At 47.1% G+C, this 16922-nt stretch carries 12 protein-coding genes and 1 tRNA gene; 5 read left to right on the top strand and 8 right to left on the bottom strand.

From position 1 onward, the window contains the following. Nucleotides 1-76: 76 nt before the first annotated feature. On the bottom strand, nt 77-820 hold the full coding sequence (locus tag GA003_05565; protein ID QXD29439.1) for a hypothetical protein: 744 nt from the start codon (nt 818-820) through the stop codon (nt 77-79). 95 nt (nt 821-915) lie between these two features. After that, the gene (locus GA003_05560; protein ID QXD29438.1) at nt 916-1389 is read right to left on the bottom strand and encodes a YHYH domain-containing protein; all 474 of its coding nucleotides are present in this window, start codon (nt 1387-1389) and stop codon (nt 916-918) included. A gap of 389 nt (nt 1390-1778) precedes the next feature. Between GA003_05560 and GA003_05555 the strand changes: the two genes are divergently transcribed. Next, nucleotides 1779-1970, top strand: coding sequence for a hypothetical protein (locus GA003_05555; protein ID QXD29437.1), 192 nt, complete (start codon nt 1779-1781; stop codon nt 1968-1970). Nucleotides 1971-2068: 98 nt separating this feature from the next. Here the strand turns inward: GA003_05555 and GA003_05550 are convergent. The 6 genes from GA003_05550 to GA003_05525 form a co-directional block, all read right to left on the bottom strand. Then, nucleotides 2069-2145, bottom strand: a tRNA-Arg gene (locus tag GA003_05550). A gap of 118 nt (nt 2146-2263) precedes the next feature. Next, nucleotides 2264-2962 (bottom strand): DUF1080 domain-containing protein, encoded by a 699-nt coding sequence (locus GA003_05545; GenBank protein QXD29436.1) that lies wholly within the window; start codon nt 2960-2962, stop codon nt 2264-2266. Further along, nucleotides 2949-4025 carry a LacI family transcriptional regulator gene (locus tag GA003_05540; GenBank protein QXD29435.1) on the bottom strand — a complete coding sequence of 359 codons (1077 nt, stop codon included), beginning with the start codon at nt 4023-4025 and terminating at the stop codon, nt 2949-2951. Before GA003_05540 ends, GA003_05545 begins: the two co-directional genes overlap by 14 nt. 329 nt (nt 4026-4354) lie before the next feature. Then, nucleotides 4355-5992, bottom strand: a complete 1638-nt coding sequence (locus tag GA003_05535) for a sodium/solute symporter (protein QXD29434.1) — start codon at nt 5990-5992, stop codon at nt 4355-4357. Nucleotides 5993-6063: 71 nt separating this feature from the next. Further along, nucleotides 6064-7914 carry an alpha-L-fucosidase gene (locus GA003_05530; GenBank protein ID QXD29433.1) on the bottom strand — a complete coding sequence of 617 codons (1851 nt, stop codon included), beginning with the start codon at nt 7912-7914 and terminating at the stop codon, nt 6064-6066. 4 nt (nt 7915-7918) lie between these two features. Then, nucleotides 7919-9403: a sulfatase-like hydrolase/transferase gene (locus tag GA003_05525; GenBank protein ID QXD29432.1), complete on the bottom strand. Its 1485-nt coding sequence runs from the start codon at nt 9401-9403 to the stop codon at nt 7919-7921. Nucleotides 9404-9851: 448 nt separating this feature from the next. Here GA003_05525 and GA003_05520 point away from each other — a divergent pair, with 448 nt between their 5' ends. From GA003_05520 to GA003_05505, 4 genes are all read left to right on the top strand, one after another. Then, nucleotides 9852-12131 (top strand): TonB-dependent receptor, encoded by a 2280-nt coding sequence (locus GA003_05520; protein QXD29431.1) that lies wholly within the window; start codon nt 9852-9854, stop codon nt 12129-12131. A 118-nt stretch (nt 12132-12249) separates the two neighbouring features. Then, nucleotides 12250-13905, top strand: a complete 1656-nt coding sequence (locus GA003_05515; GenBank protein QXD29430.1) for a sulfatase — start codon at nt 12250-12252, stop codon at nt 13903-13905. A 22-nt stretch (nt 13906-13927) separates the two neighbouring features. Continuing rightward, nucleotides 13928-15376, top strand: coding sequence for a sulfatase-like hydrolase/transferase (locus GA003_05510; GenBank protein ID QXD29429.1), 1449 nt, complete (start codon nt 13928-13930; stop codon nt 15374-15376). An 88-nt stretch (nt 15377-15464) separates the two neighbouring features. Further along, entirely contained in the window at nt 15465-16913 is a 1449-nt protein-coding gene (locus GA003_05505) for a sulfatase (GenBank protein QXD29428.1), read from the top strand. The last annotated feature ends 9 nt before the right edge of the window (nt 16914-16922 follow it).

The raw sequence follows: 16922 nt of genomic DNA, 5'->3' as shown, positions 1-16922 counted from the left end.
GTCCTCGCATCTCCTTTTTATCCCATTCACCAAACAATTCGGCCAACAAGCCAATAACCACCATAACACTGTCTTATCAGCTGGGTGGTGAATCATCTTTAAGTTCACGGAGCTCTTTCTCAAGCTTTTTGATCTTAAGCTCACGCTCCAAATCAGCAATTTCATCGATGTCTTTTTTCTTGGACTGATAATCGGCTTTTGTGAACGCACGTTTTTCTGGCTCAACCTCACCAAGATCCGCTAACTCAGCGAGTAGCTTTTCTCTCGTTAGTTTCTTCTTAAGAGGAAGGCTGGATTGATCATATTGATCCTTTGCATATTTTTGAACTTCCGGAAGTTTGTTACTAGTGACTTTATATAGTTTTTTAAAATAATCTATTAGTAGTGTTGTTAAGGATACAATAGCATACCAAGAAAAAAGCCCTACAGACAGCGCTCCAGCGGCGGCAACTTGCTTAATTCCGGATAATTGGGTATCGCTAGTCTCGGGAAAATCATCCGCCATCTGACCTGACTCAGAGTAAGAATTAAAAATGAAAAAGAAAACAAGAGCTAGAAGGGTCAGGATAGCTAGACTAACATTTTTGAAAACTACATTTGAAACTTTGAAGTAAAGATCTAATTTGAGCCATTTTATCAAAAAAAACGCTGCAAATGACCAAATTATTACTGCAGCTCCAAAAGCGAGGATGATTGGTAGAACCACATCTAAAGGTTTCTGTGCCAGTCTTGCGTACAGAAGAAATGTCCCGAACGGTAGAAGAGTGTATGCCGCCACGTACAGCTTAACTTTATTTAGATTTCTTTTCTCAGTTTCCATACTTTCAGGTTAACATTAGCTATATGAATTTGATAAACTATTCTACATAGGGCCGAAAGAAACAGCAAGAGTTATCTTAATCCTGTAAAGCCAGTTTAGAATGCTCTATGCGGAAAAATCTCAATGTCCATTGAGTAGTGTCTTGCCATCTTCCTGAGTCTCTCCAAGTGCTTCTCATCACCCTTGTCTTTAAGCACCAGAACAATGCCAGCCTTCTTGCCTGTCTGCATAGCGTAATTAAGACTCTGTCCAATGGCCTCTGCCCATTTGTCCGCAAAGTCCACTTCAATGGCGTGTGTGTCCGTTAGGATGTCGCAGCGAGTGCCATCAGGCATAGTCACTTCAGTCCTGCCTCCTAGCTTTTTGGCATATAGCTCTTGGTAAAAGCTTTCTGAATACGCTTTAGGGGAGTTGGGAACAGAGGTTCTTGGCGTGGTTCCCTGATTGTGGTAGTGATACGTTCCTGCCTTCCGATCCCAATGTCCCCCTTTTGAATCGGTGCGGCCCGAATGGGAGAAGACCGCTTGCGAGAGACTGAGAAGGAGTAGGATGAAGGAGAATAATCTCATAGGTGAAAAGAGAGCTTAATGGGGCGTAGCTGTGATGTCAAAAGAAGATATGATCCGCGCTATGTTTTCCACTGCCTCCCGATTTGTAAGTTGCCTCGCGGCTATTGTCGTTTGTTCGGTTTCATTCTCGGGTTGGGCTGAAAAGTTTGAAGAGACGAAAGCGTTGGCAGAGCAAGAGTTAGGAGCTTATGCAGCTCAAGTCTGATATTTATGTCGGATGTGTAATTCTGCAATTTATTTTTTTGCTTCGATGGACTTTCTTTAAAATTGAATTGGCAGCAGGTTGATTGGTAGAGGTAGTGAATGGACAACGAAGAAAGTGAAGTGCTCGAGGGGCTACGATCCCCGATGGAGGTAACCGTCTCCGGAAACCTAGCCATGTATCGAGGATGCTAGCCGTCCAAGAAGACGAGGTCCGAGGGGTCAACAAGATCGCCCTGGACGGCATCGTCGAATCGATCGTCGATCGGGTAAAGGACGACCGTGGATACGTGAGTAATGAGCAGGCTGAAGCGTGTTTGTTTGACGGCTGCTGTGATACAGGAATGAACACCTGGTTTCCGGATGATAAACCGCAGTGAATAGGGGTAGATTCTTTAGGGGCTGTTTATGCGGATTTTATGCGGGATAAGCCAAAAAACAAAAAATCCCCATTTCAAAGGGGTTTCAGGACATAAAATGGCACACCCCGCAGGAGTCGAACCTGCAACCTCCTGATCCGTAGTCAGGTGCTCTATCCAATTGAGCTAGGGATGCACTAGTAAGCCGACTAGTTCTGTAAAGCTTTCGGAAGCTGTCAAGGCCTCTTTCGAGAGTTTTTTTTAGGGATTCCGGGAAACTTATAGGACCGAAAATTTGGAAAACTAGCTGAATCCTATTTCAGGCTCCAGGCTACGACATTGTCGTAGTAAATGGACTGCCCGGTCACAGTGAAACCAAACTGAGTTTTAGTGGGATGAGCGAAGCCTTCAGACTGGTGCCCAAGCAGGAATTTCCCGTCCAAATGGACTTCCATGCGATCACCCTTAATCAGCACATCCATGTGATACCACTGCTCATCTTTGAACTCGAAGTCGATCTCGGAGTGCTTGGTCTCCAGTAGCTTTTCTAATTCTGGAGAGGAATCACCTGCCAACCGTTGACTTCGGATCTTCAGGTTCATGGTCCCCGTTTTATCATCCTGCACAATCACTCGGCCCTTGTTCAGAGTCAGCCTACAAATGTGACCCGCATGCACGCTTTTGTCATTTTTATCATCGACCACAAAATTAAAGCGCTCCCCTCCTGCGTATTTGAAATCAAAAGAAATCCAAACGTCCTTAAAATCGAATATCGCACGGGTAACTGCACCATGTCCGGCATCCTTCAGCTGCGTGGCTCTCATGGCCGACCCCTCTATAAAAAACGAATTAGGATGGCTGGTCCACCCGTGTCCCAGTTCGGATCTGGAGAAGTCATCCTCAAAGAGTAGTAGGCCCTTGTCTGCCTTGATGGGCTCGTAAGCGCTGGCTAGCTGCCAATGACAAACCAGAATAAAACCTATAATCGAAGAAGTGGTCTTAGCTAGTCGCATGATCTGATTGAATCGAAAATTGATGGAGTAACGTATTTCCATCTTTCCAGGAACCATCCACTTGAGTGCCCACAGACACTTCGTGTTCTCCTCGGAAATTTCGCTGGAGCAGACTATTTAAAACATCGACCGCCGTTGCACCCATCAAATCTCGATGTTGATGAATCCCTGAAACGCCTTCGACATCATCCGTGACATTCAGACTGACGTACCCTATATCATCTGGAATTTTAAGGCCTAGATCAGTTGTAGCTTCAAAGAAACAATCGCAGCGACTGATCACTGCTTCAGGTTTAAAAAGCTGAAGCCAGGACTTCACCATATTCGTGTGTTCATCTTTCTCGGTTCCTTTCAATTGCAGCGTAGGAATGGTCTCTTCCCGCGTATTGGCGGAAAACTGGGCCAAGCTGTGAGCAGACTCCCACTGATGCCCCCATCGATTTGATAAATCTTCGCGCACAACAAGCCCAATTCGCTGATACCCTCTCTCACGAATCTTTTGCCAGGCCAACAATAGGTCGGAGTAATGATTCTGAATAATATGGTGAAAGTGCGTATAGTTAAAGGGCTTCTCGACAGTCACCACCGAGTACTGATTCCAATCAAATTCAAGGCGATCTTCCGGATCTTCAAAGGGGGCCAAGATAAGACCACGAATTCCACGGGCCTGAAGTATCTGATCAAATCGAGAAGGAGAGAGATTTTCAGACTTCGACCACATATGATGGATGGTGAAGCCCAACTCAAGAGCACGAGCCTTGGCACCTTCTATGACCTCCTGAGCACTGGGCAATTGACTCCAGCCATCTTCGCTTGACCAGTTCGATACCAAGCCAATCACCGAAAAGTCTTTTGTGACACGCAAGCGACTCCTATGGGCGGCCAGAGCAGATAAAGCAGGGTCGGGCGCATAGCCCATTTCATCGGCCAAAGCCTTTACTCTGTCGATCGTGTCGGTGGGCAGAGACCGGTGGTTTTTCAGTGCCATGGAAACTGCGGCGACGCTCAAATCAGCCTTTTCCGCAATATCCTTTAGTCGCACTCTTTGGGGAGAGTTCTTCACAGAGTAGTTCGTAATGTTCTCCAGCAGTGTGAAGATAGTACAAGCTGAAACAACTAAATTACTTAATTGTTAAAGTAGCACAGGCATCTTGCTAGGACCTTATACACATCTTTTCCGAATCTTTGATCCGAACAACTCAATGAGCGTGTTCTATACAATATAGGTTTTGGGTAGGGACGGATCGCCGAGCCGTCCGAAGCTCTTTCACCAACGGCGGGCTCGGCGATCCCGCCCTACCTAAGAAAGAAAAATCCCTCGAAGACATCCAAACGACCAAGACAGGCATCGATGCAAGCATCGAGCCCTACGATTAAAACTTCATCCCATTCCTAAAAAAACAGCGGCGAGAAGCAGGCAATTACGACTAGAAGAAAGCCGATCAGCACAACCATGAAGCGACGGTATTTTTTTGTCTCCTCATCGCTCATGGTTAAGTCTTCGGACAGGTTCTTCACTTGAAGTAAGTTGGTATAGTCTTGCTCGGTTCTTCCGCCGTAATTGCTAACCAAATACATGGTCAATGCACAGAGTGCTGTGATTACAGGAGAGAGATTGAGCTTGTTCTGATAAAAGGCAGGCAGGCTATTCTTTACTCCTTCAAGACCTGGCAGACTTAGAACGCAGAAAGCAGCGAAGCCTAGAACACAACCAAGCACCAAAGTATAGAAGGCAGCCTTCTCAGTAGATTTTTTATAAAACAACCCAAAGAGCACGGTAACGAACACCCCCGGAGCCAGAAAGGCCCAGACCGCCAACAGGTAATTAAAGAGCCCTTTGAAATTACGAATATAGGGCGCGATAAACATACAGGCGATCAACAGAACGATCATGATGATTCGCCCTTTCTTTAACAGCTCCTGTTCAGTCGCATTTTTCTTGATCTTGGCAAAAAAGTCGTAGGCCAAGAGAGAGCCACAGGCACAAAGCCCAGAATCAACACTGGACATGATCGCAGCGAGTAAACCCGCTAAGCAAAGTCCAAGAAAACCAATCGGCATCACACTCGTAAGCAGGCTCACATAAGCATTGTCGATGACTCCGGTATTTTGACCTTGAAAGTATTGAGCCGCCACGACTCCCGGAGCAGCAATTACAAATAGCGCCAGGGTCTTCAGAATCCCTGCAAACAGCGCACCCATCTTCGCATGATAAAGACTACCTGCGGATAAAGCTCTCTGAATGTAGTCATGATCTGTGCAGTGGCCGTGCACTCCTAAAATCAATCCACCGGTAAGCATCGGTAACCAACCAAAGTCGTGATCCCAAGGCCGGTACAAAGACCACATGGGTCGGCCATCTCCGTCGATGGCTGCTACCAACGTATCCCAGCCACCGATCGCATTAATTCCGAAAATCAAAAGGAAAGCTCCTCCCGAAACAAGGACTGCTGTTTGAACAAAATCGCAATAGATGACGGCCTTAAGCCCTCCCATTAAGGTGTAAGTTCCTGCAGCAATCCCAATTAAGAAAATGGACAACCAATAAAGCTTCTCTGCATGTTCGCCCGTATCCCACCCGAGAAGATTCGTTAGCACCAATGCGCCCGCATATAAAGCGGCAGCAATGTTACCCAGAATAATCATCATCAGGTTCATGAACGAAACAATGGTTCGGCAACGGCCACTGTAACGTTTCTCAAAAAACTCGGGCGAAGTTGACAAACGCAGCCCCATGTAGGTGCGTATGAAAAAGACGGAAAGAAAGATAAAACAGGTCGCCCCAACAATCTGAAAACCACCGGCAATGATCCCGACAGAAAAGGCCAAACCAGCTTGCCCAACAAATTGCTGACTGGAAATATTGGTAGCGAATAAGGAGGCACCAATGAAAGGCCACTTCATCGAATTATTAGCCAGGAAGAATTCCCTACCCCCTTTAGCCTGCCTTCGCGATATCCACAAACCAAGCGAGATGATCCCGATAAAGTACAAGAGGATAATCAGGAAATCGATAATATGGATTTTCATAGGCCTTTGGGATAGCAGAAGAGAATTGCCAGCATGTGATGGCTAGCGAACCGGCGTCAAGGTAGCAGACTTCAGGAACATAAGGCAATCGGCAGCAATGGACTCAGGTTGATAACAAGCGTGTAGGTCCCGGCGGTCTCAAACTTGATTTCACCTAGCTCAAAATCCTTGAACAGCCACAGGTTATTATGCCTCTCCCCTTCATCCATTTCCTGACGTTGCACCTGTAAAATATTGCCCGTCCAATCGGCTGTCCCAACGACCTTATGTTGGAGTGTCTGGCCTGCGACATCGACGAAAAGCTCGCTACCTGCCTGGTCAGTCTGAGTTGCGTATTTCAAATCCAGCCGATAGCTACCTGGAGTTTTTATTCTGACCTCCCAGCTAATCCTGTCGGCAGTGCTTTTGATATCCTGAAGGAAGTTTCCTTTACGAGTAGCCCAACCAAAATTGTAGCTCGCAGTATTGCTGTGCAAATTAGCAAAGTAGGTGCCCAGCTCGACTGGTTCGTTTGCCAGCTGCCGATATATATTATCTATTTCCGGCTCTCCATCTATTTCAACAACTACCACTGACGCCACGGGATCAGAAGGACTGCTTGGCAGCGTGATCAATTTGTCTTTCCCATCCGCAGTTACCGAAAGTGGCGTTTTGCTAGAATCTGCGAGTAGATAGGATCTGGAGACTTCGTTTAAAAGACCAGGTACTCTCAACTGACCATCCGCCGGCCAATCATAAACGTGCAGATAAATGGTCGAACCGTTGGTGGTAGATTTTCCCCACTCCAATTGAAGGAATTGTCCTTTCCGAGTACCGTAAATACTCACGCCGCTCACTGACATCCACTCCCCGACCCGCGCCAGGGCATCGTACTCCGTTTGCGACAGCTCACCGTCGGGACGAGGCCCCACATTCATCAAAAAGTTGCCGCCCTTAGACGCAATATCGACCAGCATGCGAATAAGCTCTTTATTCGATTTGGCACTGACGTTTTCACCCTTGTACCAATAGCCACGGTTGTTGGTTATAGTAATGTTGGATTCCCAATTCCCCGGCAGCCCCGCAACGGGCACCTGCTGCTCAGGCGTGTAAAAGCCACCATACTTTCCGGTTCCTCGATCATTAAAAATGAGGTCCGGTTGTAGCTTCTTCATTAGACGCAAGAGATCTTCCACATCTTTCTCCACCTGTGGATGCGAAAACTCACCCCCTTCTGCAAACGGCCAGGAAATATCGAACCAGAGCATATCGATCTTACCATAGTTGGTCAGTAGCTCCTCGATTTGACCTCTTTCAAAGTCTACGTAGCGCTTCCAGGATTCTGGGTCCGAATCAATACGGCTTGGATCAAAGTCCCAATAGTCACGTGAAAAATAACGGGCGTCCTCATGATACCAATCTATATGAGAGTAATACAAACCAATAGCCAATCCTTCTGCGCGAAAGGCATCCACTACTGCCTTGGTAAGGTCGGCCTTCGGGTCGGAGCTGTAAGGCACCTCGGGATTGGTACTTTTTAAATCCGATAACTGTGTGTCGTAGTTATTAAAGCCATCATGATGCTTGGTCACAAAGACCACGTATTTCATACCAGCCTCTTTGGCAGCACGTGCCCACTTCTTAGGATCAAACTCGCTTGGATTAAAGGTCTTGTAGAGATCGAAACGAGTTTCGCCAATCTCGCGAGGCTCCTCATTAACCATCTTCCAGATGTAACCAATCTCGGTTTGAGACCAGGCGCCCCAGTGAATAAACATTCCAAACCGCCAGTCATTCCATTCCTCCATACGTTCAGGCATAACGTATAAATCCTCCTCTTGCTGCTCTACCTGTTTTTGACAGCCACTGCTCATAGCGAGCACTATTAAGAAGGAAGAAAAAAGAAGAAGAATACGGTTCATGATAGAGTAGATAGGAGTCATCAGATTAACCTGATTTCTTGGACACAGAAATATCACTGGAAGATGATTTCAAACCCGTAATATTTGATGGATCCAAATGCCTTTTCTGAAGCGCTTCAAAACGAACATCGATCGGGTACTTCTCTGTAGGCCATTCCAGCCCGACATCGCGCACTTTCACTCCAAGAAGACGCTTCATCAGATCCAAGGTTAATTCGTTCTGGATAGCTGCGTATTCGTCAACTCCATACAAATTATTCAGTTCATCAGGATCCTCAGATAGATCATATAACTCGCATTGATCATCGTGATAGATGCTCAGTTTCCAGTCACCTTTTCGAATCATGGCGCCTGGACCGAAGCTGGTTGGAATTTGAGGCGCTTTGATCACATGCCCAGGAATCGGCTCTTTGACGGTAGGTGCCCCACCCCCTGCCTCAGAAAGAATGGACTCTTTTCCATTCGTGTTTCCTGCGTTAAACGCCTCCACCCAGGATTGACCCACCATCGTAGGTGGTGCCTCCACTCCAAGCATTTCTAAAAGCGTAGGCACTAAGTCTACTTCTTCTGCAAGCCCATCGAAGCGGGAACCAGCCCACCGACCATCAGGGTGGCGTATGATAACTGGAATCTTTGTCAGGCAATCGTAGAAGGCGGGCAGCTTGTGAGTCATTCCAAAGTCACCAAGCAACTCCCCATGATCGGAAAAGAACATGACCACCGTGTTATCGGCCAAGCCTTTCGTCTCTAAAAACTCAGTCAACTTCCCCACGCAGTCATCCACATAGCGAATCTGCCCCATGTAGGTAGCAATCGCTTGGCGCATATCGTCCTCACTACAATCTTCCATTTGCGAGTGTCTGCGCCACACTTCGTTTCGCTGAGGTTGTCCTTCTTTATCGAAATTGAGAAACGACTCCGGCAATTCGATATCAGCCGGATCGAACATATTCTTGTAAAGCGTGGGACAGGTAAATGCAGGGTGTGGATCCTGATAGTTGATCCAACTTATAAATGGCTTATCCACTTCGCCCATAAACTCGATCGCTTCGTCTGTCAGACGACCGGTAACATTGTATTCATGATTCTGATCTAACTCGAAAGAACTGAAAGCCTGCTTGTAGTCTGGGTGATTGTCATAGTTCCCCAGACACACTTCGCTACAGGTATCCCAAATTTCACCCAATTTGTCATAAGTAAACAAATGGTTCTTACCGAACATACCGGTCGTATATCCTTCACCTTTAAGCGTCGAAACGAGATTTGGCACGTGTGGCTCAATCGTCGACCAATAGTTACGACAACCATGCTCTCCTACATAGGTACTAGTAGCAAAACTGACCCGACTAGGGGCACATAAAGGTGACTGACAATAACAGTTATCAAATTGGACACCTTCGCTGGCTAATCGGTCGATGTGCGAAGTTCCAATAGATGGATGACCAAAGCTACTCAGGTAGTCTGAGCGCAATTGGTCGGGGGTGATAATAAGTAAATTGTATTTATTCAAAGCAGAACACTGAGGAGTATATAATGAGTACCGTCAGCTACCAAGCCCTAGGAGAACCTTTTACTTTTTACGCGTTTGGGCTTATTTAAACATTTAAGCTTCCCACTCTTTTGAGCGCTTAGAGCAAAGCGTATCCAGCACCTGATTACGCCAGATCCCTCCATATCAAGGAAATTAATGGCAAATGTAAGCCCCACATTGGGACCATTCAAAAATTCTACTTCAAACACCAAAACCTACATTAAATACCTCGGACGCCTCTTTATTTCTCATATATTTCCCAGCATTTAAGGAAACTTAACTGTTTAAGTAGTTGACTGATTTACCTCATCAGACCAGCTACCTACCATAGTATACCATTAGTCAAGCCCCCAAGTTGGATTATCCTCCAGCTTGTCTCATCCCAGACTATCAAATCTCAGAATCTTCTCACTTAAACTAAACGAACATGATGAAAAACTACTATAAACTGCTGTGCCTTGGTGCCAGCACCCTAGCGCTCAGCTGGGTTTCCGGCTTCGCCCAAGAGGACGATATATATCAACTTAACCCATTCTCTGTTGAAGAAGAAGAAGGCGGTTATGCATCCACGGTAACCATCTCCGGCACAGGTATGCGGACATCGCTGATGAACGTGCCTATGTCGATCAACGTTATCACTTCGGAATTTCTCGAAGATAGCTTGATCGGTGATTTCACCGAGGCTTTGGATTACAATACATCCATTACACAAACGACGCGGAACAATTTAGGCGCCACTCGCCCATCTTCATTTTCCATCCGCGGTTTCCGTAACCGGAACCTGTTGGTTGATGGTGTTACCGGTGGACTTTACATTCCTCCCCACCTCATCGACCGGATAGAGGTAGTAAAAGGTCCCAATACTTTGTATGGCCAATCGGATCCAGGAGGACTCATTAATGTCATCACCAAAAAGCCGAAAGCAGAAGCTGGTGGTTACATTACCTTAAGTGCGGGTAGTAACAGTCGTGTAGGAGTGAAACTGGATTACACGATCCGTGCAATGAACGACAAATTAGGTTTGCGTGTTCTTACTGAATACAAAGACCACGATGGTTGGCGCTGGGTGGATGGCCAAGAAACCAATTTCCTCGGAGTATCAGGCACTTACGACTTTACCGATAAAACCCAAGGTTCATTCATGTTCGGAGATAACCATCAGAAAGGATTTCCTACTCAACGGGCTACCTGGTCATTTGAAAGAACCCCTACCGACTTGAATGGAGACGGAGACACCGATGACAACGTAGATGGAGTCAATGAATCGAACACTCGCTACAACAACTCTTTCATTCCTGAAGAATACGTAACGTCCACACCTGGGAATATTTTCGATTCCGATAACAACTTCCTCACAATGGGCCTTCGCCACTCATTCAGTGAAACACACAACCTACAATACACATATACCTTCCACGATACACACCAGGTTGTTAGTTTCCGTGAATTCAATACCTTCAGTCCGAATTCTGCTGACCCAGGCAATAAGATATCTGACGCCAATAACACCATAAACCAAAGCAGATCCAGCGACGAAGTTCATACGATCAATGACATCATCGATTTCGAAACCGGAGCGGTGAGACACCAGCTTCTAATTGGTTATCGCAAAGCCGAAACAACAGCAGGAGGAGAAGGCAGCTACCGCTTACGTGGAGCTAGAGCGAACGAACAGGCAATCCTTGAAGATATCCAGGCAAGAACCGGCAAAGTATTCCGCCAATTTCTATACCAAGATGATATTCTCAACGGTGTGAAAATCTGGGAAGACGATGTGCCTAGCCCTGCAGAATTGAGAGCCTTTGGTATTCGTACCAACAACAATGACCGCACCTATACGGACATCGATACCTTCTATGCTACAGACAATATGTATTTCATGGAAGACCGCCTCAATATCCTGGCAGGTATTCGTCGTACTGAGTTCGACCAAAGATCCACCTTACTGGGAGGTCTTCCAAACGCTTCACTCGAAGGCAGTGACACGAACTTTCAATTAGGCGGTGTCTATCGCATAAATGAAACGGTAAGCTTCTTTGCCAATATGGCTGATGCATTCGAACCACAAAGTGGATCAAACCCTGATACAGGTGAACTTATTGGCGCGCAAACCAGTGATGCCATTGAAGTCGGATTCAAATTCATTGACCTGGCTGACGGGAGACTCAGTGGATCTATTGCGGCATTCAACATTCAAAAAGACAACGTTGTTCGACGGGACTTCAATCCAGTCACTTTTATGTCCGATCAATCCGTGACCTCTGACGAAAGTGAAGGCATCGAGCTGGAAATGTTCTACAATCCAACGGAAAACTGGAACATTGTAGCCTCCTATAGCTGGATCGATGCAGTAGTAGTAGGCGATGTAGCAACCGGCCTCCGCCTGGAAGGTGCGACACCACACCGATTCTCACTATTCACAAACTATACGGTTGAAGATGGACCCATGGAAGGGCTCCGCTTCGGTGGTGGTGTGGTTCACGCAGATGGCCCTATCCAGCAATTCGGTAATATCGCCAACCGCTTTGTAACGGAAGACGGTTACACCGAAGTTAACTTGTTTGCACGATACCCAACTATGATCGGTGACCAACCCGTTACTTTCGGCCTCAACATCGACAACGCAACCGACGTATTTTACGTCCGTTCGCGTGCGGCAACCAACGAAGCTCGCACATTTCTGTTATCAGCCTCTTTCGATTTGTAATCTAGTATATATTGTAGTTCGGAAAGCCCTCCCCGCGGAGTACCGGGGAGGGCTTTTTATGTACTTTTATTGATAATGTGCTTCCTCAATCCTCACCAAGTCGCCTAAACTTATGAATATGAAAAGTACTTTTCCCCCACATTCAATCTCGGTGGTTTTATGTATCTTCACCGGTCTCGCATTAGCTTGGGGACCATCAGTCAAAGCAAAAGACTCGCAGCCCAATATTCTTTTCATTATGTCCGATGACCATACCTATCAGGCCATTGGCAGCTATGGGAGTCACCTGAAAGAATATTGCCCCACCCCAAATATCGATCAACTGGCCAACGAAGGCATATTACTCAAGAATGTTTATTGTACCAACTCCATTTGCACGCCCAGCCGCGCGTCTATCCTAAGCGGTCAATACAGTCACGTAAACGGACTGATGACCCTCGTGGATACTTGGGATCGCGACCACCAACCCAACCTAGCAGCGGAATTGCAACAGGCGGGTTACGAAACAGCCATCATAGGAAAATGGCACCTACACTCTGAACCGATCGGCTTTGACTACTACAAAGTCCTCCCCGGTCAAGGCCTCTACTTTAACCCTCTTCTCAAAGAGAAAGGAAAACCTTGGAAAGACCACAATGAGGGCGGTGAGCCCTACGAAGGCCATTCCAGTGATGTAATCGGCAATGAAACACTGAAGTGGCTCAAGGAACAACGGGACGACGACAAACCCTTTTTCCTCATGTGTCACTTCAAGGCGCCCCATGGCATCTGGGAAAATGCGCCCCGATTTAACGACCTCTATGCAGATGACGAGATCCCTGAACCCCACAGCCTGTTTGAAGATAAAAGTGATCGTTCCGACGGTTCACGAAATTACGGTAGCACTTTGGGTCCAACCAATCAGATACGAAACCGGGTAGCTCGCATGCAAAACGACTTTTGGCCAGGTGGTCCGTTGGACATCACGGGCATGACCAAGAAAGAACAAACTCGCGCAGCCTACCAAAGGTATTTGAAAGACTATCTTCGATGCGTCGCCGGAGTTGATGAAAATGTAGGTCGGGTTCTGGCCTACCTTAAATCGGAAGGCTTGGAGGATGATACCCTGATCATATACACCGGCGACCAGGGCATGATGCTTGGTGAACACGATCACGTGGATAAGCGTTGGGCATTTGAAGAATCCATGCGCATGCCATTTATCGCCCGCTACCCAAAAGAAATCGAAGCCAATAGTATCAACAAAGACATCATCAACAATGTCGACTTTGCCCCGACCATTCTAGATTTCGCCGGAGTAAAAGCTCCCGCAGCCATGCAAGGTCGTTCTTTCCGTCAAAACCTGAGAGGGCAAACACCCGATGATTGGCGGCAATCCACTTACTATCGCTATTGGATGCATCGTGCTCATCACGACATACCAGCGCATTACGCCCTGCGCACCCAACGATATAAACTCATCTTTTATTACGGATTGGCACTCCATCCACGCATGGACGAAATCTGGGCCTATGGACCCGGTGAAGAAATTAACGAAGCCAACCTGCACCAGGTTTCCTCTTGGGGAGCCACCAAACCGGCTTCTACTCCAGCTAGGCTGGAGCTGTTCGACATGGAAAAAGATCCTTACGAACAACAAAACGTTTACAACGATCCAGCCTACGCCAAAGTTGCGGAAGATCTAAAACAACAACTGCTCTCCATCAAACAGGAAGTGAAAGATTTAGATGCCCAATACCCTGAACTCCTGAAAAGACGTTCCCAGATCTGGTAAACCATTTCAAAATTCGCACAACATGAAATACACTAAACTTATCGTTCTCTTTCCGCTCATAACTGGGCTTCTATCGATTTTCGTTGGTTGCTCCGAAAGCAATAGTTCTCCTTCCAGCAAACCTAACATCCTGTTTATCCTGGTCGATGATTTAGGTAAAGAATGGGTATCAACCTACGGTGGTGAAAATATCGAAACACCCCATATCGACCAACTGGCCGCTGGAGGCATGCAGTTCTCGAATGCCTATGTCATGCCTCAGTGCACCCCTACCAGACTTTCATTTCTTACCGGACAATATCCCTATCGTCATGGCTGGGTGAACCATTGGGACGTTCCTCGCTGGGGAGGGGGTGCCCATTACGACTGGAATCGCAATCCCTGCATTTCCATGGTCATGAAAGATGCGGGCTACAAGTCGGCCATTGCTGGCAAATGGCAGATTAACGATTTCCGGGTGCAACCCGAAGCAATGATTGAAATTGGCTTTGACGACTACTGCATGTGGACCGGAGGCGAAGGCAATAATCCACCCAGCGATGAACGATTCTGGGATCCCTACATTCATACCAAAGAAGGTAGTTTCATCCGTGAAGGTGAGTACGGCGAAACCATGTTTGTCGACTTCCTCATCGACTTCATGAAGAAGAACAAAGACGACCCGATGTTCCTCTACTACCCCATGGTACTCACGCATACTCCATTCGTCACAACTCCAGACGAACGGGATGTCGAAACCGATCTGGATAAGCACAAGGCCATGGTTCGCTACACCGACAAAGTATTGGGAAAATTGGTACAAGCCTTGGACGACCTTGGTATTCGCGACAACACTATCATCATCTGGACCACTGACAATGGTACCACGGGCGAAATTACCGGCCATCAAAATGGCCGAACCGTAAAAGGGGCAAAGGCCAGTACAACTGAACCAGGACTCTGCGTACCCTTCATCGTCAACAGCCCGGGATTGGTTCCTGAAGGCGTGAAGACAGATGCTCTCATCGATGTCACAGATCTGCTACCCACTTTTGCGGAACTCGGAGGCGGAAAGCTCCAAGAGGGTTATACCTACGACGGGAAATCCTTCGCCGACCTCATTCTGGGCAAAAGCCAAGATAGCCAACGGAGTTGGATGCTTGGCATGGGCGGTCGAAACGAAGCAGCTCTCACCGAAGACGGTGTGGAGAACGCCTATGCCTTTCGCGACCGAGTGATTCGTGAGAAACGCTTTAAGCTGTATGTGAGCCATAAGAAAGAGCCCGAGAAGCTGGTCGATGTATTGGCTGATCCTGACGAACAAACGAATCTGATAACAAGCAGCGATCCTGAGGCCCAAGCTGCACTCGCTCGCATGTCAGACCTCATCAGCACCTTTCCTGAGAGGGACAATGATCCCATTTACGATCCCAATCCCGATCAACCGTGGGATGTAGCAATTACCGAACAGAGCGAGGTCTGGAAGAAATAGACTGTAAATTCAGTTAAACACTTGAAGCAAGCGGGCTTGTTTTAAACGATGTCTATTTTCTTCAAATCTGGAAGAATCCCATCGCTTCATGGTTCGACTGACTATATTTCTTTTTCTTACTCTCCTTTCCGTATTCTCAGGTGCCCTATCCGCTAAAGAAGAGAAACTAAACGTTCTATTCATCGCCGCGGATGACCTGACCAGCTCAATCGCTTGCTTTGGAGATCCGATCGCTGTAACGCCAAATCTGGATCGTCTATCAAACATGGGAGTTCGATTCGACAACGCTTACTGCCAGATACCCCTTTGTAATCCTACCCGTGCATCGCTGATGACCGGTCTACGGCCCGATACGATCAAGGTCTACGACCTGGAAGTTCACTTTCGAGATGCTGCTCCAAACGCAGTTACCCTACCCCAGCTTTTCCAGAAGGCCGGTTACAAGTCCATGCGAGTGGGCAAGATATACCACTATGGCGTCCCCAGACAAATAGGGACCAATGGCTTAGACGATCCCGCTTCTTGGAATCAGGTAGTAAACCCCAAAGGGCGAGACAAAGACGAAGAGCATCTCATCACCAATCTGGAGCCGCATAGACAAATCAGTGCAGCGTTGAGTTGGCTGGCTGCAGAAGGAACAGATGAGGAGCAAACGGATGGAATGATAACCACGGAGGCTATTCGCCTGATGAAGGAAAATAAAGATAAGCCGTTCTTCCTGGCCGCAGGATTTTTCCGCCCACACACACCGTATGTAGCTCCGAAAAAGTATTGGGACCTCTACCCAATAGAAAAAATCAAAATACCCTACGCACCGGAAGGTGATCGAGAAGACATCCCAAAAATCGCATTTGCCCACAACAACCCGGTCCCCAATTACAACCTGGCCATCGAAGATGTCCTTAAAGCCAAACAGGCTTACTATGCCAATGTAAGCTTTGTGGACGCACAGGTTGGAAGATTATTAGACGCCTTGGAAGAGCTGGGACTGGCAGATAACACGGTTGTCGCGTTCTGGAGTGACCATGGCTATAATCTGGGAGAACATAATGGCATCTGGCAAAAACGTTGCCTGTTTGAGGAATCAGCTTCGGCGCCCTTAATCATTTATAGCCCCAACCAAAAAGGAAACGGCAAGCCCAGTAAACAAATTGTCGAGTTTGTAGATATCTACCCAACCATAGCAGAACTTTGCGGATTGGAATCACCAAAGGACGCTGAAGGGAAAAGCCTGCTCCCCTTGCTCAACAATCCTAATAAGAAATGGAAAGGCGAAGCTTTCACCCAAGTGCTCCGCCCAGGTGACGGCCTCCCTGTCATGGGTGCCAGCATTCGCACCGATCGCTGGCGTTACAACGAATGGAATGAAGGCCAGCAAGGAGTGGAACTTTATGATCACTTTGAAGACCCTAACGAGTTCAATAATTTAGCATCAAACCCAGCTTATACGAAAACCATTCGAGAGCTGAGCGCAAAGCTAAGAAAAACGGTCAATGGGCAGGTCCCAACGTCGCCATTTAATCCACCAAGACTTTAATCCAAAACT

This window comes from Opitutia bacterium ISCC 52, assembly GCA_014529675.2.
Taxonomy (GTDB): Bacteria; Verrucomicrobiota; Verrucomicrobiia; order Opitutales; family UBA2995; genus UBA2995.
The sequence above is the reverse complement of the archived record's forward strand: the minus strand, read 5'-3'. Positions and strand labels throughout refer to the sequence as shown.